The sequence below is a fragment of the Paenibacillus sp. G34 genome (assembly GCF_056856875.1).
The window spans coordinates 3,880,083-3,901,588 of record NZ_CM166469.1 but is presented as its reverse complement, the minus strand read 5'-3'; the positions used below and the strand labels follow the sequence as shown (position 1 = coordinate 3,901,588).

At 46.6% G+C, this 21,506-nt stretch carries 24 protein-coding genes; 23 read left to right on the top strand and 1 reads right to left on the bottom strand.

Annotated features, from left to right (window positions below; genetic code table 11):
- Window positions 1-4: 4 nt before the first annotated feature.
- The 8 genes from AC1VYS_RS17590 (at window position 5) to AC1VYS_RS17555 (ending at window position 5,288) form a co-directional block, all read left to right on the top strand.
- Window positions 5-511: a gamma carbonic anhydrase family protein gene (locus AC1VYS_RS17590; protein WP_441922448.1), complete on the top strand. Its 507-nt coding sequence runs from the start codon at window positions 5-7 to the stop codon at window positions 509-511.
- Window positions 512-534: 23 nt separating this feature from the next.
- Entirely contained in the window at window positions 535-714 is a 180-nt protein-coding gene (locus AC1VYS_RS17585) for an IDEAL domain-containing protein (RefSeq protein ID WP_090917186.1), read from the top strand.
- A gap of 191 nt (window positions 715-905) precedes the next feature.
- Complete coding sequence (locus AC1VYS_RS17580) at window positions 906-1,313, top strand: DUF2487 family protein (protein WP_482910786.1); 408 nt, start codon at window positions 906-908, stop codon at window positions 1,311-1,313.
- 193 nt (window positions 1,314-1,506) lie between these two features.
- A complete protein-coding gene (locus AC1VYS_RS17575) occupies window positions 1,507-2,049 on the top strand; it encodes a QcrA and Rieske domain-containing protein (protein ID WP_441922452.1) in 543 nt (180 codons plus the stop codon).
- A 15-nt stretch (window positions 2,050-2,064) separates the two neighbouring features.
- A complete protein-coding gene (gene qcrB, locus AC1VYS_RS17570; RefSeq protein ID WP_017687726.1) occupies window positions 2,065-2,736 on the top strand; it encodes a menaquinol-cytochrome c reductase cytochrome b subunit in 672 nt (223 codons plus the stop codon).
- Between the two features lie 22 nt (window positions 2,737-2,758).
- Window positions 2,759-3,646: a c-type cytochrome gene (locus tag AC1VYS_RS17565; RefSeq protein WP_482910785.1), complete on the top strand. Its 888-nt coding sequence runs from the start codon at window positions 2,759-2,761 to the stop codon at window positions 3,644-3,646.
- 79 nt (window positions 3,647-3,725) lie between these two features.
- A complete protein-coding gene (locus AC1VYS_RS17560) occupies window positions 3,726-4,352 on the top strand; it encodes a DUF1405 domain-containing protein (RefSeq protein WP_482910784.1) in 627 nt (208 codons plus the stop codon).
- 66 nt (window positions 4,353-4,418) lie between these two features.
- Complete coding sequence (locus tag AC1VYS_RS17555; protein ID WP_482910783.1) at window positions 4,419-5,288, top strand: sporulation protein YpjB; 870 nt, start codon at window positions 4,419-4,421, stop codon at window positions 5,286-5,288.
- Between the two features lie 135 nt (window positions 5,289-5,423).
- Here the strand turns inward: AC1VYS_RS17555 and AC1VYS_RS17550 are convergent, their stop codons facing one another.
- Complete coding sequence (locus AC1VYS_RS17550; RefSeq protein ID WP_482910782.1) at window positions 5,424-6,293, bottom strand: YitT family protein; 870 nt, start codon at window positions 6,291-6,293, stop codon at window positions 5,424-5,426.
- A 197-nt stretch (window positions 6,294-6,490) separates the two neighbouring features.
- On the opposite strand from AC1VYS_RS17550, the gene AC1VYS_RS17545 reads away from it, so the two are divergent.
- From AC1VYS_RS17545 to AC1VYS_RS17475, 15 genes are all read left to right on the top strand, one after another.
- Entirely contained in the window at window positions 6,491-6,820 is a 330-nt protein-coding gene (locus AC1VYS_RS17545) for a nucleotide pyrophosphohydrolase (RefSeq protein WP_482910781.1), read from the top strand.
- A gap of 50 nt (window positions 6,821-6,870) precedes the next feature.
- Window positions 6,871-7,395, top strand: coding sequence for a tetratricopeptide repeat protein (locus AC1VYS_RS17540; RefSeq protein WP_482910780.1), 525 nt, complete (start codon window positions 6,871-6,873; stop codon window positions 7,393-7,395).
- A 97-nt stretch (window positions 7,396-7,492) separates the two neighbouring features.
- Window positions 7,493-8,296 (top strand): 4-hydroxy-tetrahydrodipicolinate reductase, encoded by an 804-nt coding sequence (dapB, locus tag AC1VYS_RS17535; protein ID WP_090917170.1) that lies wholly within the window; start codon window positions 7,493-7,495, stop codon window positions 8,294-8,296.
- 17 nt (window positions 8,297-8,313) lie between these two features.
- Window positions 8,314-8,754: a methylglyoxal synthase gene (gene mgsA, locus AC1VYS_RS17530; protein WP_090917168.1), complete on the top strand. Its 441-nt coding sequence runs from the start codon at window positions 8,314-8,316 to the stop codon at window positions 8,752-8,754.
- Window positions 8,751-9,440, top strand: a complete 690-nt coding sequence (bshB1, locus tag AC1VYS_RS17525) for a bacillithiol biosynthesis deacetylase BshB1 (protein ID WP_482910779.1) — start codon at window positions 8,751-8,753, stop codon at window positions 9,438-9,440. Before mgsA ends, bshB1 begins: the two co-directional genes overlap by 4 nt.
- 124 nt (window positions 9,441-9,564) lie before the next feature.
- The gene (bshA, locus tag AC1VYS_RS17520) at window positions 9,565-10,725 is read left to right on the top strand and encodes an N-acetyl-alpha-D-glucosaminyl L-malate synthase BshA (protein ID WP_482910778.1); all 1,161 of its coding nucleotides are present in this window, start codon (window positions 9,565-9,567) and stop codon (window positions 10,723-10,725) included.
- Between the two features lie 44 nt (window positions 10,726-10,769).
- A complete protein-coding gene (locus AC1VYS_RS17515; protein WP_482910777.1) occupies window positions 10,770-12,068 on the top strand; it encodes a CCA tRNA nucleotidyltransferase in 1,299 nt (432 codons plus the stop codon).
- Window positions 12,055-13,032, top strand: coding sequence for a biotin--[acetyl-CoA-carboxylase] ligase (locus AC1VYS_RS17510; protein ID WP_482910776.1), 978 nt, complete (start codon window positions 12,055-12,057; stop codon window positions 13,030-13,032). Before AC1VYS_RS17515 ends, AC1VYS_RS17510 begins: the two co-directional genes overlap by 14 nt.
- Before the next feature lie 354 nt (window positions 13,033-13,386).
- Window positions 13,387-14,259: a 3-methyl-2-oxobutanoate hydroxymethyltransferase gene (gene panB / locus AC1VYS_RS17505; RefSeq protein WP_482910775.1), complete on the top strand. Its 873-nt coding sequence runs from the start codon at window positions 13,387-13,389 to the stop codon at window positions 14,257-14,259.
- 47 nt (window positions 14,260-14,306) lie between these two features.
- Window positions 14,307-15,161, top strand: coding sequence for a pantoate--beta-alanine ligase (gene panC, locus AC1VYS_RS17500; protein ID WP_482915037.1), 855 nt, complete (start codon window positions 14,307-14,309; stop codon window positions 15,159-15,161).
- On the top strand, window positions 15,154-15,537 hold the full coding sequence (gene panD, locus AC1VYS_RS17495) for an aspartate 1-decarboxylase (RefSeq protein WP_482910774.1): 384 nt from the start codon (window positions 15,154-15,156) through the stop codon (window positions 15,535-15,537). Before panC ends, panD begins: the two co-directional genes overlap by 8 nt.
- A 41-nt stretch (window positions 15,538-15,578) precedes the next feature.
- Complete coding sequence (locus AC1VYS_RS17490; protein WP_482910773.1) at window positions 15,579-16,274, top strand: tetratricopeptide repeat protein; 696 nt, start codon at window positions 15,579-15,581, stop codon at window positions 16,272-16,274.
- 200 nt (window positions 16,275-16,474) lie between these two features.
- Window positions 16,475-19,336 carry an ATP-dependent DNA helicase DinG gene (dinG, locus tag AC1VYS_RS17485; protein ID WP_482910772.1) on the top strand — a complete coding sequence of 954 codons (2,862 nt, stop codon included), beginning with the start codon at window positions 16,475-16,477 and terminating at the stop codon, window positions 19,334-19,336.
- Between the two features lie 208 nt (window positions 19,337-19,544).
- Window positions 19,545-20,201, top strand: coding sequence for a redox-sensing transcriptional repressor Rex (locus AC1VYS_RS17480; protein WP_482910771.1), 657 nt, complete (start codon window positions 19,545-19,547; stop codon window positions 20,199-20,201).
- Window positions 20,185-21,492, top strand: a complete 1,308-nt coding sequence (locus AC1VYS_RS17475; RefSeq protein ID WP_482910770.1) for an amidohydrolase — start codon at window positions 20,185-20,187, stop codon at window positions 21,490-21,492. The genes AC1VYS_RS17480 and AC1VYS_RS17475 overlap by 17 nt, the downstream gene beginning before the upstream one ends.
- Window positions 21,493-21,506: the final 14 nt, after the last annotated feature.

Genomic DNA, 21,506 nt, shown 5'->3' with positions numbered 1-21,506 from the left:
ACGAATGATAATTCCATACCAAGGTATAAAGCCACAGTTACACCCTTCCATATACATGGCTGAAGGCTCTAAATTGATAGGTGATCTGCAAATGGATGAGGAATCTTCCGTTTGGTTCAATGCAGTCCTGCGGGCTGATTTGGCACCCATCATCATTGGAAAGCGCTGTAATATTCAAGATAATGCTGTAGGACATGTGAACACCGATCAACCTCTAATTCTGGGAGATGATGTCTCCGTAGGACATGCTGCAATCATTCATGGTTGTACCATCGGAACGGGGGCATTGATCGGCATGGGAGCCATCGTGCTTAATGGTGCCGAAATCGGCGAGTATACGCTGATTGGGGCCGGTTCTGTGGTAACTGAAAACAGTAAAATTCCGCCCTATACTCTCGCTTTGGGAACACCGGCCAAAGTGATTCGTGAATTGACTGAAGCTGATCTGCAGCGGATGTCGAGAACTTCACTGGGTTATGTGATCAAAGGAAGAGAATATAGGAGCTCTTAAATCCGTTTTGGAGGTGCATCCTATTGGATAAAATGAAAGTTACGTATGAAGTCATGTTGGGGCTGGCAGCTGAGATGGTTTGGGACGAGGCGCTTCGCAAACAGAAAAGTGAAAAGCTTTATTTGGAAATCGATAAAGCGTTAGCTACCGGAGACGAAGTAGCTTTCCGAAGTCTGACGGATGAGCTGAGGACGATCAATTAACGGATCTATAATGAACCATTTAAATAGAAAGTCGGATAATAAGGGAATGCGCAGTCGCGCATTCCTTTTTTTAATATTTTTTTATATTAACTTAAAAATTGAATGAATATCTGGCTTTATAACATATGCTCATATATAATATGGGAATAATATGGATAGGAAGGGGATATAGGGAATTGAAATTCAGTGAGATGAATCAAGACAGCTGGGCTGAACTGCAACTCTATCTGGATACATGCCTTGTTCCGTTCACGGCTATGAGCGGCAAACAGTCACCGGTTGAAGCGACGGAAGCGCTGGAACGGCTGAGAGATTTTCTGGATATGGTCGAGATTCCTTTTAAAGGTAGGATTATGACATACCCGGCCTTTCATTACTCAAGTTCGGAAATGTCAATGACATTAAATACCTTGTCGACTGAACTCAAAGATTCTGGATTCAAGTATGTGGTGATTATGTCAGCAGATGGATCGTTCGCAAAGATGGATATTCCGGCTGCGGATTTACTTTTGAGTCAACAGGATCTGGCTCAAAAACTTGAAGAAGGAGCAATAGCCCGATATGTCGGGGAATGCATCCGAGAGTTGTGGAGAAAGTGACATCTTGATGACAAATGTGACAAATTTCCAACAGTTTTTTAACAACGCTTACAATTGAAGCTTAAAAATGTGTGACAAATTCTTGACGGTGTTCTAGGCCTACTATATGATTATGTATGTTCTAGTAAGTCGTGGAATTTATGATAATGAAAACGATTGAGAGAGTTGGCTTAAAAAGGGGGTTGGAGACAGTATGAGCAGTGAGCATGACCAGCACGAAGCCTCGATGAAACCGCCAAGCAGAATGGAGATGTCGCGCAGGCAGTTTTTGACCTACACGCTTGGTGGAGCTACAGCCTACATGGCCGCCGGTGCAATTCTTCCTATGGTCCGTTTTGCGGTGGACCCTATTCTGCAACACAAGGGAGAAGGAACCTCTGTCAAAGTAGCTGAAATCAGCAAAATTACAAATGAACCTCAAGAATTTACGTTTGAACTGAAACAACAGGATGGATGGTATTTGAGTAATGCTTCGTTGGTGGCTTGGATTCGCAAGGACGAACAAGGAAAAATTTATGCGCTTTCACCAATCTGTAAACATCTAGGATGTACAGTGGGCTGGAACAGCGACAAAAATTATCCGAATGAGTACCATTGCCCTTGCCACGGCGCGCACTATGACAAGGAAGGGAAGAATCTTGCCGTAGCCCCGAAACCGCTGGATGAATATGTGGTTAAGGAGGAACAAGGCTGGGTTTATCTGGGCGAGATTGTTCCGAACACCCGAGTGAAATAGGAGGCGTGAACGCAGATGTTTAAAAATGTCTATGACTGGATTGACGAGCGTCTTGACATCACGCCAATATGGCGGGACGTTGCGGATCATGAAGTGCCAGAGCACGTTAACCCGGCTCATCACTTTTCCGCATTCGTATACTGTTTTGGCGGATTGACGTTCTTTATTACAGTTATTCAGATTCTGTCAGGTATGTTCCTGACGATGTACTACGTACCAGATATTATTAACGCGTATGCTAGTGTTGAGTATTTGCAGACGAAAGTAGCTTTTGGTCAGATCGTACGCGGTATGCACCACTGGGGAGCCAGTCTGGTTATCGTCATGATGTTCCTACATACGATGCGTGTATTCTTTACAGGCTCATACAAGGCTCCGCGTGAGATGAACTGGGTTGTCGGCATGCTGATTTTCTTCGTCATGCTCGGTCTCGGTCTGACAGGTTATTTGCTGCCTTGGGACAACAAAGCGTATTTTGCAACAAAAGTAACGCTTGAAATTGCTAATACCGTTCCTTGGCTTGGACCGATTATCAAAGAATTCCTGCAAGGGGGAACCATCGTTGGTGCACAGACACTGACAAGATTCTTCGCATTGCACGTTTTCTTCCTCCCTGCGGTGCTTCTGGTGCTTCTGGTCGGACACTTTATCATGATCCGCAGACAGGGCATTTCGGGACCACTATAAACCAAAGAAGGGAGGAAACGTAATGGCTCACGGGCACAAGAGCAATGATGAGGAAAAGGTTATCTTTGTTGGTGATTCACGCGTCCGCAAAGGGTCGGGATTTATTACTCCACCTGATTACACGGCGTATCCCGGCAAATCGGAAGCATTTATTCCTAACTTCTTGCTTAAAGAGTGGATGGTCGGGGTTGTTGTTCTGGTCGGCATTCTCGTGTTGACCATCTCTGAACCTGCACCTCTCGGTTATCCGGCGAATCCAAGTGCATCGGTTATCCCGATGCCGGACTGGTACTTTCTTTTCCTGTATCAGTATTTGAAATATCCTTATGCTTCAGGAGATTATGTCTTGCTGGGAGTACTGGGCGTCAGCGGTGTCGCATTCGGAGCTCTGCTGCTGGCTCCCTTCCTGGATACGGGGAAAGAACGTCGTTTCTACAAACGTCCTATTGCTTCGGCCTTGATGATACTATCCGTTATCTCGGTATTCTATCTGACAAACGTAGCGTGGACGCACTACAAGCACGAGCTTGAAGCGTCAGGACAGAAGCCGGAGCATATTCAGCGGGAGGAAGAAGCTCTGGAGAAACATGAACAGGGGCTGCCTACTTCTAATGCACCTGGTCAGCAGCAGGAGGAAGTCGCGATTGTGGACAAAGATGACCCTGCGATGGAAACTTACAAAAAAGCTGGTTGTATTGGCTGTCATGCAGCTGATATGAAAGGCCAAGGCAACGCGCCTTCTCTTCGAGGCGTCGGCGACAAGCATAGTCAAGAAGAGATTGTGACGATTATTAAAGAGGGTTACAATGGAATGCCACAGATGTACGACCAGGCTATAGCCCAAGGTGTTACCGATGACGAAATCACTCATCTAGCCGAATGGCTTGCGAAACAGAAGGCAGAACAGTAAAATCGAATTAATGAAAAAACCTGATCGTTATGCGGTCAGGTTTTTTTGAAGTCTTTTTAAGAAAGCAGGTGCAATGGTCGTGGCTTTATCGTTTTTTTGGAGCAGGGAATTTCTGACCAATCGGTATTTCCTGTGGCTTTTGTTCTGGTGTAATGCGCTAGGCACGGTTTACGGCTATATCTGGTATGGCGAGCAAATGAAAATGACGCTTGCTGAGCAACCGGTATGGCAAATTGTATTTGTGCCGGATAGCCCAACCGCAAGTTTGTTTTTCACATTAGCTCTGTTATGGGTACTGTATCCTGTGAAGTCTAAAGTGTTGCAGCGGATTGGACATGTCATTCAGGCTCTGGCTGTGGTCACATCTGTAAAATATGGCGTTTGGGCAGTGTCTATCATTTTTGCTGGATGGGCTCAAGGAGGAACACAACACTGGCAAGACTGGATGCTGATCGCTTCCCACAGTGCAATGGCGATTGAAGCACTAATTTATGTGCGTTTCTTCGGCTTCCGCCTTTTGTCATTGATCTTGGCAGGTTTTTGGACACTACTGAACGATACGATGGATTATACATACGACATTTACCCGTGGCTACCTGCAACCTTGTACCAACATGTACAGGCTGTTCGCAATTTTACGTTTACGTTGACCATCGTGAGCATTTTCGCAGGCTGGCTTGCATTAAAGCAGGCCAAAAGGGCTTGATTATACAAACCTAGCTTGTTCTAACCGGACATCTCTCGCCATACATTGATGATGGGAGGGATGTCCATGAAGATAACATTCAGGAATATAGCGGGATGGCTAGTGGTAACACTCATGGCTCTGCTGCTTTGGGAAAATGGTTCGTACCGGGTATCTGCACAAAATGATCAATCCATACAAAATGTGAATAAGGAAGTGTCTTCGAATTATACGGTTGCACAATTGAACGAAGAAGCTGCTATATTATATCGCCGAGCGCTCGAAAATAATATGGAGGAGGTACGCGCCAGCATTACGCGTATCAGTAATAGTCTTGGGCATATCTCGTTCGAGGGTCGAACCTCTGTTGAGGGCATTCATGCGCTGTCTGAAACCGTAGTAGAGGTCAAGGAGGCAGCAGCTAAGTTCAAAGGGGATAAGCACTTACTTCAACAGGCATCAGCCAAACTAAGGCTTGCTGCGGACAGTCTCGCCAATCCGGCCAAACCGCTCTGGCTTCAATATTATAAAATTGTGAAGAATGATCTGGATGCGTTATCTTTAGCAGCTAATCAGAACCAGAGTGCAGCAATCGTGGCGAATCGCTTTACTGTTCTTGAAGAGCACTACGAAACGATCCGTCCAGCCGCAATCATTCATCTTGAGCCATATCAGATCGCGCAGATGGATGCGTGGTTATCTTACCTCAAAGGACTGACTCACGCTAAGCAATCTGATGCATCACAGCTTCGGAGCATGACATCTAACGGAGAAGAACTGGTAAATCAACTGTTTGGACGTGAAAAAGATGAAAGTGCCTTTGTGCCTTTTGTGCAAGGTCCAGACCGCAGGGCAGCAGGGTTGGTTATTAGCTCAGTCATCGTTGCTGCCCTTAGTTATGCGGGTTATCGCAAGTATCGTGCCTTGCAGCAAGATATTTTTACATATCGTCGTTAAGTCGTCCCATCATCTTTATACTTTTATGGATCATCAAATTTCAAAAAAAGACCTCCTGCCACAAACAGCCAATGAGAAGGCTATATAATGTGGGAAGAGGTTTTTTTCTTGTGTGTTCTGTATTCTTGTGCGGTGTCAGCTTTCTTTGAAACCTTCCCCATGAACATCATGCACATCGCTGATAATGACAAATGCTCGGGGGTCAATGGAACGGACAATGGTCTGCAACCTCCGAAATTCCTGTCTCGAAATGACACAGTAAGCCATATGTTTCGCTTGCTTCGAGTAAGCACCGATGGCTGGAATAAGCGTAACGCCGCGATCCATATCCTTTGTAATTTGATCAGCAATCTGGGGAGCATGGTCGCTGATGATCATAAATGCGCGAGCTGAGTATGCGCCTTCCTGAATGAAATCGATCACTTTGGATGCGATAAATACAGCGACCAGCGTATACAGTATTTTTTCCTTGGGGATGTAAATGAGAGAAAGGCCAATGATTACAAAATCGATGCCTAAAAGTACACGTCCCATACTCCATCCATATTTTCGATTGAGAATACGTGCGATAATGTCGGAACCACCTGTCGTTCCACCCCAGCGGAAAACGATACCAAGGCCGGCTCCCAAAGTTACACCGGCATATAGAGCAGCTAATAGAAGGTCGTTTTCGGTATGTAACGGCTCGATCCAGCCTTGATGGATCATCTTCTCGAACAGCCATAGAAATACGGTTAGCGCCGCGATTCCAATGCCGGTATAGATCATTTGCCTGCTACCGAGTACTTTAAGACCAATGAGAAATAGCGGAACATTCAAAATAAGGGTGGTAAGGGATGGCGATACCCCGAAGGCGTAGTTAATCAGCACGGTAACTCCGGTAAGTCCACCCTCCATTAGCTGATTGGGGATAATGAAATAAAGAAGCCCGAAGGCATACAAGGCTGTCCCCAGCAATATGGGCAGCACGAGTTTAAGTTGAACCCACGTTTTGGCATTGCTCATAAGATCCCTCTTTTGTACTTGGATTAGAATGAGGAAGCTATCATTCCCATCTTAGTATACCTGTTTCTATAATCTTTAAAAATGATTAGTGCCGGATATTAAAACGATTTGTGCTGTAAGATGGGTGGAAGTCAACCTCAATAACTGATATTATTAGGAACAAACACGACATCAGAATAGAAGGAGAACCTGCTCTCATGGAGAAAAGTATGGCGGAAATGCAGCGTGAGGTTGACCTTTATATTTCTCAGTTTAAAGAGGGGTATTTCAGTCCTCTGGCCATGCTGGCCCGGATGTCTGAAGAGGTTGGAGAGCTTGCCCGTGAAGTGAATCACGAATTCGGAGAAAAACCGAAAAAGGCTTCCGAAGCTGCCAATTCCATTGAACTTGAGCTTGGTGATATTATGTTTATTACCATATGTTTTGCAAACTCGCTTGGTATTGATTTGGCTGAGGCACATGACAAAGTCATGCATAAATTTAATACCCGCGACGCAAATCGGTGGACTCCAAAAAACACCGATTAGGCATAGATTACATATGCTGTACCATCACCCGCACGGGGAGGGTCAGCTTGATGATGAAACCGGAAGATTATATGCAGCAGGCTTATCGCTGTATATTGCAAAATGATTTTGAGCAGGCCATTCGCTGGTTCGAAGAGGCCATCCATGCTCACCCGGAACATGCCGAGTTGTATTATCGCTGTTCCATTACACACGCCCGCAGCAAACATTTGCTTCCTGCGCTAGAATATGCCCGCAAGGCGGTAGAACTATCCGGGGGCGCCGAAGAATATGTGCTGCATCTGCAGACTCTTGAGGCGAAGCAATTGACACTTAGGGCGAAACTGCTGCTTGAACAGGCTGCGCCAGAAACATCCAAGCCGTATGTGGAAGCTTCTCGGCTTCTGATAGAGGCGACCAGACTGGACCCACTATCTGTGGAAGCACATGTCATGCTGGCTCTGGCTTACAGTGATCTGAATGAATATGAAAGTGCCCTTCAGGCGCTGCAGGAAGCGATTTTGCTTGATCCGCAGAACGGGCAGTTGTATCAGATGTTACAACAAACGCAGCAACGGTTGAAATCGATGCAATAAGTGCTCATCACAATTAAGTCAGACAGTTATAGACTAGATGAGATGCATGGGTTAAAACGATTAGATGAACTAACATAGCGAAGGAGATGCAGCGAAGATGAGTGAAGTGATAAGAGTTGCCGTGATCGGAGCGGCTGGACGGATGGGCCGTGAAGTTGTAAAACTGGTACTGCAAGACCCGGATTTGGAGCTTGCAGCCGCTGTCAACCGCTCCGGAGCAGGCACAGACGCAGGAACGCTGGTAGGACTGCCGGAGTGTGGCGTATTGGTAACCGATGATATCGAGATGGCTTTTGCTGAAACCAAACCACAGGTCATGGTTGATTTTACAGTGCCTCAATTTGCTTTTGCTCATACAGAGATTGCAATCCGCCATGGCGTAAGACCTGTCATGGGTGTTACCGGCTTCACGCCGGAACAGATTGAACAACTGGACAAGCAATGCCAGGAGAAAGGTATTGGTGGACTAATTGCACCTAACTTCTCCATTGGAGCGATCCTGATGATGCGTTTTGCAGCACAGGCAGCCAAACACATGCCTAACGTGGAGATTATCGAATATCACGGTGATCAGAAGCTGGATGCTCCTTCAGGAACAGCAATCAAAACAGCTGAATTGATTGCAGCGAATCGTGAAGAAATCCGTCAAGGCAATCCAAACGAAGAAGAAACGATTGAAGGTGCGCGCGGTGGATATTATAACGGATTCCGCATTCACAGCGTGCGTTTGCCAGGTGTGTTTGCACAGCAAGAAGTCGTATTTGGGGATTACGGACAGTCGCTGAAGATTCGTCATGATTCATATGAACGTGCTGGTTACATGCCAGGAGTCAAGATTGGCGTACAAAAGGTGATGGAATACACAGGACTCGTTTACGGCTTTGACCACTTTATCGACTAAAGGAGATTAAGATTGTCATGTTGAAAATCGCATTTATTGCCCATGATCGCAAAAAAGAAGAAATGGTAAACTTCGTTACTGCTTATGAACCTGTGTTTACAGACCATCAATTATATTCTACAGGTACGACAGGTCTTCGAATTATGGAAGGCACATCGCTGCAGATTCATCGGTTTGAATCCGGGCCACTTGGTGGCGACCAGCAGATCGGCGCTTTGGTTGCACAAAATGAAATGGACCTGATTATATTCCTGCGTGACCCGTTGATGGCACAGCCACACGAGCCGGACATCAATGCACTGCTTCGCCTGTGCGATGTACAAGGAATTCCACTGGCTACTAATATTGCAACAGCCGAAATCCTTGTAAAAGCACTCGATCGTGGTGATTTTGCTTGGAGGGAGTTAGTACATAAGTACAAGCCAGACGCGGGATTGAATACGGGTGACTCACAATGAGTCTCGATATTCTCATCTTCGGTGCACATGCGGACGACGCAGAGATTGGCATGGCTGGAACGATTGCGAAGCATACAGCTGCCGGGTTAAAGGTTGGGGTATGTGACCTGACCCGTGCGGAAATGTCCTCCAATGGCACCGTGGAGCGCAGAACCGAGGAAGCGGAGCAAGCCTCACGCGTCCTCGGTCTTTCGTGTCGAACAAATCTCGGACTAGCTGACCGTGGGCTTTATGTTACACCGGAACATGTACAAGCGGTCACTGCTGAGATTCGCAGACATGCTCCGCGCATCGTTTTCGCACCGTATTGGGAGGACCGTCATCCGGATCACATTATGTGCAGTAAACTGGTGCAAGAAGCGGTATTTAATGCGAAGCTTCGAAATTATATGCCGGACATGCCAGCCGTGCAAGTGAAGGAAACTTATTTTTACTTTATTAACGATATCGGTCCTACGGATTTGATTGTAGATATTACGGAACACTATGAACAAAAGGAAGCCTCACTTCACTGTTATCGTTCTCAGTTCGAGCAGGGCGCAGGCATTGTATCTACACCGCTGAATCAAGGTTATATTGAACGGGTAAGGGCACGTGATTCCTTACTTGGACAACGAAGCTTCATCCCGTTTGCAGAAGGATTTGCAACGACAACACCTTATGTAGTGAAACAGTTTGGCGTCTAAACGGCGCTACCTGTGTATATAGATAGAACCATATATTTACACTTGAACGGAGATGGCATCAATCAATTTCCGTTGCATGATATCAACCTGCAATATGCGGGAGATCAAAGGAGCGTCCAACCGGATGGATCAAAAGTTAAAAATCGGAATCACCTGTTATCCGTCCCTCGGAGGATCCGGGGTTGTCGCAACGGAACTCGGCAAATTGCTGGCCGAACAAGGGCATCAGGTACATTTTATTGCGAACAGCATTCCGTTCAGATTAGGTAAGTTTCAGAAAAACATTTTTTATCACGAAGTAGAGGTTAACGATTATTACGTGTTTCGGTATCCTCCGTATGACCTGTCTTTAGCAACCAAAATGGCTCAGGTGGCAAAGGCTCAACAGCTAGACTTGTTACACGTTCATTATGCAGTACCGCATGCGGTATGCGCTTTTCTCGCCAAACAGATGGTCGGGGACAACCTCAAAGTGGTTACAACCCTGCACGGAACGGATATCACGGTACTGGCTCAGGATGAATCGTTGAAAGATCTGATTCGTCTTGCAATCAATGAAAGTGATGCGGTAACAGCTGTTTCTCAGGATTTGATTCGCGAAACGGTTGAACTGCTGGATATTCAGCGTCCAATTGATCTGACCTATAATTTTATAGATAAACGTGTCTATTACCCAAGAGATGCAGCGAGTCTGCGCCGTGATTTTGCTGCCCCTCATGAAAAAATTTTGATGCATATCTCGAACTTCCGTCCAGTCAAGCGAACACAAGACGTAGTGGAAGTATTCCGGCAAGTTCAGGAGCAAGTTCCAGCGAAATTGTTGTTTGTGGGTGAAGGCCCGGACTTGCCCAAAATTCAATGTAAAATTAAAGAACTCGGCTTGAGTGAAAAGGTTCATTTTCTTGGAAGACAGGATGATGTTGCTCAGGTGATATCGATGGCCGACATTTTAATGCTTCCATCCGAGAAAGAGAGCTTTGGTCTGGTAGCACTTGAAGCGATGGCATGTGGTGTGCCTACGATCGGTTCAGAGGCTGGCGGTATTCCGGAACTTGTTGTGCATGGGAAAACAGGATTCCTCTCTCCGATCGGGGATACGAAGTCCATGGCTGAGAATGCGATCCGTCTTCTGACGAATGAGCGTTTGGCTGCGGATATCCGTGAGGCATGCCTTCATCGTGCACATCATGATTTCTGCAATGATTCCATCCGGCAGGAATATGAACAGATCTATTATCGTGTGCTTGGAAGAGAGATCCCGAGTCTGAATCCTGTTTCCGGATGATTTAGGGAACGAACCACAGCAGGTAAGAAAAGAGGTGATATGTGGTGGTTCAGTGGACACAAGCCGATGGTGAAATGGCAAAACAGAGTGAGAACGTACTCGCTAGATTAAATGATCATGGTTTCGAAGCCTATTGGGTTGGCGGTTGTGTTCGTGATGAAATGCTGGGGCGCGCTGTGGATGACATGGACATTACGACCTCTGCTTCCCCAGAGCAAGTTATGGCGTTATTTGATGACTGTATACCGACAGGATTACAGCACGGGACAGTGACCGTTCGCTCGGGCGGTTTTTACTTTGAAGTGACGACCTTTCGAACCGAGTCGGAGTATGAGGATAATCGCAGACCAGCAGCAGTACAGTTTGTTCAGGACATCAAGGAAGATTTAGAGCGCCGGGATTTCACCATGAATGCTCTTGCAATGGATGTGAAGGGAGCTATGGTTGATCCTTTTGGCGGACAAGTTGATATTAAGCAAGAGCTTGTCCGCTGTGTGGGGCTGGCGGTTGAGCGATTTGGTGAGGATGCGCTGCGTATGCTGCGGTGTGTAAGGTTCGCTTCCGTCTTTGATTTCAAGATTGCGTACAACACATGGAAAGGACTCGTCGAACAACGCGAACTGCTTCGGCATATTGCTATGGAACGAGTCCGTACCGAGATGGTAAAAATGATGGCGGGTCCTCATCCGCTCAAAGGATTGGAATTGTTATTCCGGAGCCGGGCACTAGAGTATGTCAAAGCTCCAGTGGATTCCTCCAGATTCAATAAAGAATTGCTTGCTGGCATGCAGCATTTGTCAGGAGAGCATGTATTATTGCGATGGTCCTGTGTATTGCTAGCCGGTCATTATGACAGGGAAGAAGCAGATAAGTTATTGCGACAATGGACCTTTTCAAATGAGCAACGTGTTCGTATTACAGGGGTGCTTCAGGTGGAGCAGCAAGTGACCGCTTTTGTAGAGCAGTGCGAGAATGAACAGAAGCTGCGGGAACGCTGGATTGTTACGGTGCTAACTTGTGGTGCACAGGCCGCCAACGACTGGATGTTGCTGCAAAAGCAATTACCCAGACATTGGCGTGACAGTTCGAACAACGCACATGAACGGATGGTGAAGGTTCAGTCTCACGCTGCAAGCTGGAGTCAATCCATGCCAGTTCACGAAATAAAAGAACTCGAAATCACTGGTGAGCAGGTGTTGCAATCAGTGAACCGCAAAGGCGGACCTTGGCTCGGACAACTTATGAAACATCTGCTCAGGGAAACGGCGATTGGAAATATAAAGAATCAGCATGAGGCGTTATGTGCTGAAGTGAAACGGGTGGCTGCGAATGACCAAGCATGAGGACTTATTACATATGTTGCTTCATGCTGAAGGACAATTTGTATCAGGCGAGGAAATTAGCAGGCATCTGTCCATCAGCCGAACTGCGGTATGGAAACATGTCAATAAACTGCGGGATATGGGGTATGAGTTTGAAGCTGTTTCCCGTAAAGGATATCGTCTGATCACCAAGCCGGAAAGTATCGACGGGACAGCTCTCCAACTGGCACTGAAGACCGCGACATTTGGTCGCAAAGCGATCATGCTGTCCTCAACCTCATCTACACAGGCTGATGTTCTCAAGCTGGCTGAAGAGGGTGAGGGGGAAGGTGTGGTGGTCTTCGCAGAAGAACAGACGGGAGGCAGGGGGCGATTTGGACGCAAGTGGTTCTCTCCTCCTGGAAAAGGGATATGGATGAGCGTGCTGTTGCGCCCTGAATTACCGTTGCACCATACACCCCAGCTTACTCTTATGACGGGTGTGGCTGTATGTCGAGCGATTAAAACATTCACAGGCGCAGAGGCTGGCATTAAATGGCCGAATGACTTGTTGATTAATGACCGTAAGATATGTGGTATTTTACTTGAATCTGCGGTGGAGGATCATCAGGTTCGATATTGCATTGCGGGCATTGGCGTAGATGTGAACTTTGATCTTCAAGATTATCCAGAAGATTTGAAGCAAATCGCCACGTCGATCCAGATTGAAACAGGACGGACAATTGATCGAACCGGACTTGCGGCTGCTATTTTGACCGAGATGGAACATCTGTATTTCTTATATCAAAAAGAGGGATTTGGAGTCATCTCGTCACTATGGGAAGCACTGTCCGTCTCGCTGAATCGAAAGGTTACGGTTACGAATCCTCATGGCATCATTGAGGGAACCGCTGTAGGACTGGACTCTTCAGGAGCTCTGGTTGTGCAGACGCTAGAAGGGGTACGCCAACTGATCATATCTGGCGAAGTAACTTGGAAAAGCTGACATTTTGTCGACTTTTCTTGGATCATCTCGAACATAAGACGTGAACTTTGAGCAGAACTTTGGTATACTGTTTTCGTGAGGCGGTATCGGGCTATTATGACCGAGCTGCACTCCGATGAGCAGTAACCTTTGTTCTGCTTGATGCGTTTTACGCAGACAAGTAGGACAGCAATAGCAAGGAAACAAAGGAATAAGAACTAATGTGTTGTTGGATTCTGCTCTGAGCCGAAGAGGACCGAGACAGAAGGGACGATCGCAAGTGACTCTTTTTTGACTTTTCGGGACTTTTTAGTGGAAAACTAAAAGGTTTTTTTTGTTGCGTTTAATTGAAAAGATGAGAGGGGCACAAGACCAATGGCTAACAAACAAGCATTAAACATTGTGAAGATGAAAAAATATAAGCAGGATGGCATCCCGCTTAGCATGATTACAGCGTATGACTATCCGACTGCTCTGATCGCTGAAGAAGCAGGCATTGACATGATTTTGGTAGGAGATTCACTGGGCAATGTCGTATTGGGTTACAACTCGACCTTACCAGTCACGATTGATGATATGGTCTATCACACGCGCTCCGTTGTGCGTGGTGCGGAACATACGTTTATCGTTGCAGATATGCCTTTTATGACGTACCACGGAAGTATCGATGAAACATTGAAGGGTGTACGTCGGTTGATGCAGGAAGGGCATGCTCATGCGGTCAAAATGGAAGGCGGCGTTGAAATCGCGGAGACGGTCAAAGCTGTTGTGCAAGCAGGTGTGCCTGTGCTTGGACATATCGGACTGACACCGCAATCGGTAAATCAGATCGGTGGTTATCGAATTCAAGGCAAGGATGCTGCAGATGCCAAACGTCTGATGGATGAAGCCAAAGCCCTTGAAGCAGCAGGTGCATTTGGCATCGTTCTTGAACTCGTGACGGAAGAAGTGGCCGAGGCAATCTCGAAGGAATTGTCGATCCCAACCATTGGCATTGGAGCAGGGCGTGGGTGTGACGGTCAAGTGTTAGTTTTCCACGATGTGGTTCAATATGCTTCGCCTTACACACCGAAACGTTTTGTTAAAACTTATGGCGATGTAGGAAGTCTGATTCGCAGTAGTATCGAAACATATGTAAAAGAAGTGAAGAATCGCTCTTTTCCGGCTGAAGAACATGTCTTCAGTGCAGCGGATGGTGTGCTCGATGGATTGTATGGACAACGCAAAGAAAAGGTGGAAATTCGCTGATGAAAGTCATACGTACGATCGCAGAGTTAAGACAGGAACTAAGCTTGATGCGTAAAAATCAAACCGTTCATTCCGAAGATACCGTGGTCGGCCTGGTGCCAACTATGGGATACCTGCATCAAGGCCATGCCAGCTTAATGCGGGTAGCGAGACAGCAGAGTCATATTGTTGTCCTAAGTATCTTTGTTAATCCGATTCAGTTTGGCCCAAATGAAGACTTTGAGAGTTACCCGCGGGATGAGAAACGGGATGTCGAAACGGCTCGTGCTGAAGGAGTGGATATCGTATTTATTCCCTCCGTGGAGGAGATGTATCCCCAGCCGACGCAAACCACGATTACGGTATCCGGGATTACCGATCGCTTATGTGGGGCATCTCGGCCAGGGCACTTTAACGGGGTAACTACCGTGGTTTCCAAGCTGTTTAATATGGTGCAGCCACAAAAAGCCTTTTTTGGCATGAAAGATGCGCAGCAGGTGGCAGTGATCGAGCAAATGGTAAATGATCTGAATATGCCAGTTGACATTGTGCCTTGTCCCATTGTTCGGGAGCAGGACGGTTTGGCGCTCAGCTCACGTAACGTCTATTTGAGTCCAGAACTGCGTCAGGAGGCCCTAGTTTTGTCTCAGGCACTGCGCGCGGCACAAGAAGCAGCCGAAGCAGGGACAGCCTTAACAGCGGATGATATTCGACGCTTGTTGCGCGAACATATTGGCAACTCAGCACATGCGATTATTGATTATGCAGAGATTCAGGCTTTTCCAAGTCTGGAGCCACTTGCAGACGAAGACGAATTGAAGGCATATGATGATCTGCTGATTGCACTGGCTGTGAAGTTTGGGAAAACAAGACTGATTGATAATATACGTATTCAGAAAATGGAGGTGCTGTCCCATGTTTAGAACATTAATGAAATCCAAAATCCACCGTGCTACTGTTACGGAAGCTAACTTAAACTATGTGGGTAGCATTACCATTGACGAAGATCTGATGGAAACCTCAGATCTGATGGAAAATGAAAAAGTGCAAATTGTGAACAATAACAATGGTGCTCGGCTCGAAACCTATGTAATCCCAGGTCCACGTGGCAGCGGGGTTATCTGTTTGAACGGTGCAGCGGCTCGCCTTGTACAACCTGGAGATACGGTAATTATCATTTCCTACGCCATGATGTCTCAGGAAGAAGCAAATACACATCAACCAACGGTAGTGTTCGTGGATGGTCAGAACAAACCGGTTCAGATGATGAAAAAGGAAGTTCACGCCACGATTTTGTAATCGACTGGGAGCACGAATGAAATCGGCCCATCCAGCAAAAAATGAGTACAGGTCACTGCACTAATCCATTTTCCAAGGGTGGGGATGCATCGATGTTCCAGCATGTTTTCGCCGAAATGAACGACATGTTAGATGAAATAATCAAGAGCTATCCTTCCGCTGAAGGTCTGAACAAACAGGAGCTGCAACAGAAATGGAGTTTGCTCAAACGTATGAGTGACGGGATGTTGGATGAATGGCTGATGTTTGAAGAAAAGATGAGTCAGATCCGGGAACGGGAATTCGAAAAACCGGGTTCCCTTGAACCGGAGCAAGAAGCGGTAACAGCTCTGCCTGAACTTCATCTGGAATATTTTAGCCGCGGGCAAGGATACTTCAAACTTCAGATGTATGCACAAGCCATTGATCAATTCTCACGGGTGGTACACGACTACCCGGATAGTGCTTTAGCCCGCTTTTATTTGGCACTCGCTCACTTAAGTCTGGAGCAGATATACGAGTCTGAAACGCATTTACAGCAGATTATGCTGCTTAAGGGATCAGCAAGACTCAAAGGCCTTGTATGTAACGCACTGGGCTGTATTCAAGCGAAGCTTTCCAATCCGGAAGCAGCATGTTCCTTGTTTGCACAGGCCCTTCAGTTTGACCCGACGTTGACCGAACCTCTGTACAATATGGAAGCTTGCAGGTTGAACAAAGGTAAATTGCAATATGCAAACCAGCTAGGGTGTGTCTGAAAATCTGCACATGCACTTCAGTCTGTTTCAAGACATGTCCAAATTGCCCTGAATTGAAAAGCACATTTGGCAACAAAAGAACGGTGTTTCCTCCTTTGGCATAGCGGCGGAAACACCGCTTTTTTGTCAGTTAATTTTCAAATGCCCTTTTTTTTGCTATGCTGTAACATAGACTGGAATGGAAGGGATCGTATATTGCAATGAAATTTGCCGTTTTGGATTTCGAAACAACCGGCACGCAGTCCGACGGTGAGATTATTCAGGCCGGACTTGCCATCATAGACCATGATTACAGCATAACTCAAATATATAGTTCTTATGTAAATCCGGGTGTGCCGATTCCGCCATTTATTACGGGATTGACTGGAATTACAGAAGAAGATGTCGCAGATGCTCCGTCTCTTGAAGAGATGATGATGGAGATGGTACCACTACTTGACGATGTGGTTTTGGTGGGCCATAACGTTGCATTTGATTTTCATTTTTTGCAGAATGCGCTCGACCGTTGCGGGTATTTACCGTTTACAGGCCGCATTCTGGATACCATTGACTTCTTGAAAATTACGTTTCCGTCGCTGGGTTCATACCAGCTCGGTTATGTTTCGTCTGAATTCGGATTTGAGCACGATCGTCCCCATCAGGCAGACAGTGATGCACTGGCAACAGCTCATGTGTTACTTAAATGTCTGGATGAACTGAGAGACCTACCGCTAATTACAATTCAGCGTCTTAGCGATCTGTTTGCACCAGAGGACAGTGATTTGGGCTGGTTTTTTGACGGGCTACGTGCGGAGAAGGAAGCTGAACCGATTCAAGACCTTGATGGCCATACGTATTACCGCCAGCTCGCACTGAATGTCAGCGATTGGACAGAAATTGGAGCACCCCGTGATGAGAGAGAAGCGAACCCGCTGGACGGTGTGAGCTTTGATCAGTTCATGGATCAAGTGCGAACCAATCTCAAAGAAACGCTCGATCATTATGAAGAGCGTGAAGCACAAACACAGATGTTTGGCAGCGTGCGGCAGGCGCTGGATGAGGAGAAACATCTTTTGCTGGAGGCCGGAACGGGAACAGGGAAATCTCTGGGATACTTGTTACCTGCTATTTATGAAAGTGTAAAACAAGAACAGAAGGTGATGGTAAGCACTCACACCATTAACTTGCAGGAACAATTGCGTGAACGGGATATTCCGATGCTGACGCAGGTGGTTCCTTTTCCGTTCAAAGCTTCCGTGTTCAAGGGGAGAGGGCACTATCTCTGTCTCCGTAAATTCGAACACAAAATCAACAAACGTGAATTTGCTACGCCGAAAGAGGACTACTTCACGGCAGCACAGATGATCGTATGGCTGACACAAACGGAAACAGGTGATGATGAAGAACTGAACCTTAGCGCACGCGGAGGAGACTTCTGGGAAACGGTACAGAGCGAGTCTGAGTCCTGTCTGGGCAGATCTTGTCCGTGGTTCCGCAAGTGCTTCTATCATCGAGCTAAACATGAGGCAGGGCTATCTGACATCGTCATTACCAACCACTCCAAGCTGTTTACCGATGTGAAGGCTGCCCATCAGCTATTGCCGGCATATGAAAGTTTGGTTATTGATGAGGCTCATCATCTGGAGGATGTTGCGGGTAAACATTTGGGTCTTCATATGAAGTACTTTACTCTCGTACACACACTGACACGCTTGTTTAAAGATAGTCGTAATGGTCAGCTTCCGATGCTTCGCTCTCAATTGTCAGGGCACGAGAACGGTGTACAGTGGGGTTCAATGGTGGATCAGATGTTTCCTCTCGCCGTGGAAGTGAAGGAAATGTGGGATCGTCTGAGCGATGCTCTGTTTGGTCTTTTGCCTGAACGGACTGATGCTTCTCCAGGGGAGACCGGACAGTTCTCGCTACGCCTTAAAGCATCTCAAAAGCCCGCGAAGTGGCAGGAGTTGCAGGATTTGGAGAACCAGATTTTTGTGACTTTGGGTGATTTGGTTCGTAAAGGGGACAAGTTGCTGCTCGAAGTGAAAGAGGATCAGGATGATTATCAGTCCGACAGTCTGATCACGGACATCACTGGACTCTTGAAAGATCTGACGACGATGAAGGAGAATTTAAGGTTCTTCATGCGTATGGATGATGCCAAGACGGTGTACTGGATGGAGGCGAGCGGTCAATTCCGCAGCAAGTCACTTCAGCTGTATGCTGTTCCGGTAGATGTAAGTGCACAACTGAAAGAGATGTTTTTTGATAAAAAGAAAAGCGTTGTACTTACTTCGGCTACGCTATCGGTCGATAAGTCATTCCAGTTCATGATTGAGCAGCTTGGCTTACAGGAAGCTTCCGACAATAACCGGCTTCTGACTTCAATGCTTCCTTCTCCGTTCAATTATCGGGAACAGGCATTGTTAGTGATACCGCGTGATTTTCCAAGTCTGAAAGGCAGTGTAGGAGATGCACATTTTGTACAGATGCTGGTGCATTCTCTTGCAGAGACCGCCATTGCAACACAAGGGCGCATGATGGTGCTGTTTACCTCCTATAAAATGCTGCGTCAAGTGTATGAACCCCTGAAAGAGGCTTTGTCCGGTAATGATATCTCGCTACTCGGCCAGGGTGTGGACAGCGGCAATCGCTCCAAGCTGACCCGTCGATTCCAGGATGCCAAAGCTGCCGTTCTGCTGGGGACGAGCAGTTTCTGGGAAGGTGTGGATATTCCGGGAGAAGCGCTGACCTGTCTTGCCATCGTAAGACTGCCGTTCCAGCCTCCCAACCATCCTCTCCTTGAAGCGAAGAGTGAATTGTTGCAAGAGCAGAAGAAAAATCCATTTATGAAGCTATCTGTGCCTCAGGCTGTCATCCGGTTCAAGCAAGGATTTGGCCGACTTGTTCGTACGGGGAAGGATCGCGGTATCGTCATTGTATATGATACAAGAGTGATTGAGGCTTACTACGGCAAGTACTTCCTGTATTCACTGCCGGGACCCAAAATGGAGCATATGCTCACGGAACAGATGGTTCCACGCATCGCTGAATGGCTTGATCGTGCAGCTGAGAAGCAAAATTAATGAATTGTAGGCTATAATATTGCATTGCACATCTACATGGCGTTAAACTCGAGGAAGACTTCGAAAGGGCAACGCATATTTGAACTTATAATCCCAATAATACGGGCATTCTGTATGAGGAATATGCATGGATTTTGCATGTATACAGAATGCTCATCTTTTCAATATTTATTACATTTTATCGTGGCAATGGTAAGGGGGAGCAAGAATGAAATCGGATAAAATATCAGAAGCGGTAGTAAGGCGTTTGCCTGTATATTTGCGTTATTTGAACGAGTTGGTTCAGCGTGAGGTGACAACGGTTTCCTCGCAGGAGCTCGGCCAGCGATTGGATCTAAACCCGGCTCAGATCCGCAAAGATTTGGCTTATTTCGGAGATTTTGGTCGCAAAGGAATCGGTTACGACGTCTCTTACCTGATTGAGAAGATTCGTCACATTTTAAAAATCGACCAGCAAATTAATGTGGCTCTGGTCGGAGCCGGTAATCTCGGACACGCACTGTCCAATTACAATGCATATCTGAAGGACAATATGAAAATTGTAGCTATTTTTGATGCCTTTGGGCCGAAGATTGGCAGCAAAATCAACAGCCTGACGGTGCAACCGATGGAAGAGCTTACGGAAGCGGTACAGAAAGATAACATCCGTATCGGCATTATTACCGTACCGGATATAGAAGCTCAGAACGTTGCCGACCAACTGATTGAATCGGGAATTGAGGCGATCTTGAATTTTGCACCAACGATTCTAAAAACGCCTCCACATGTTCGCATTCATCATGCTGATTTTACAACGGATTTGCTTAGCTTGGCTTATTATTTGGAAAATGGGAAGGAAGAAGAGCAGAATGACAACAATGAATAAATGGGTAATCCACAATGGTAAATTCGCAGTTAATGAAGGCGCGAACTGGACTGTAGTTCAAGGGTATATGGTCATTGAAAATGACAAGATTGTGCATATTGGTGAGACGCTGCCGGATGGAGACGAAAACTTGTCCAAAGTCGATGGAAAAGGACTACTCTTCCTGCCGGGTCTGATCAATACGCATGGTCATGCGGCGATGTCTCTTCTTCGTGGGCATGGTGATGATCTGGCACTACAAGTGTGGTTGCAAGAAAAAATGTGGCCAATGGAAGCGAAAATGACGTCAGAGGACGTGTATTGGGGAGCATCCCTTTCGGTACTTGAGATGTTAAAAGGCGGAACAACGGCTTTCCTGGACATGTATGATCACATGGATCAGGTGGCTAAAGTGGTTGAACAGTCAGGGGCTAGAGCTGCACTGGCTCGTGGCGTAATTGGACTTTGCTCCGAAGAAGAGCAGATGCGGAAACTCGAAGAGTCCGCTGCATTTGCGCGTGAATGGAATGGACAGGCTAATGGACGCATCACAACCGTGATCTCCCCGCATGCACCGTATACATGCCCTCCAGATTACATAGAGAAGCTTGTACAGGTTGCACATGATTTAAACCTGCCACTTCATACCCACATGTCTGAGACATTACGTGAAGTGGAGCAGAATGTGACCGATTACGGCCTGCGTCCTGTGGCGCATTTGGAGAAGCATGGCTTCTTCTCACGTCCTTCACTCGTAGCTCATGCTGTGCATCTGAACGACGAAGAGATCGAGATCTTGGCACGTCATGATGTAGCTGTCTCTCATAATCCAGGAAGTAATTTGAAGCTTGCATCGGGTGTTGCCCGTGTCCCTGCTCTGTTAAAAGCAGGTGTTACCGTGTCTCTGGGAACAGACGGACCGGCAAGCAATAACAATCTGGATATGTTTGAGGAAATGAGACTGGCAGCTTTAATTCATAAAGGAGTATCGGGTGACCCAACCGCCGTGCCTGCTGGTGAAGCATTGCTTCTGGGAACAGGTTACGGTGCGAAGTCCATCTTCTTGAAAGATACTGGAGCTCTGCAAGTTGGCAAAAAGGCCGATTTTATCGCACTGAACATTGAACAAGCTCATTTTTATCCGCATACGGACTTAATCTCCCATTCCGTTTATTCCGCTTCAGCTAAAGATGTGGAACATGTATGGGTAGACGGAAAACAGGTCGTCAAGCATGGTGAATGTTTGACATTGGATGAAGAGCGCATTTTGCGGGAATCCCAGTTGGCTTTTGATCAACTGCTTGCTCGTTAAGAAGCACCTGAAAT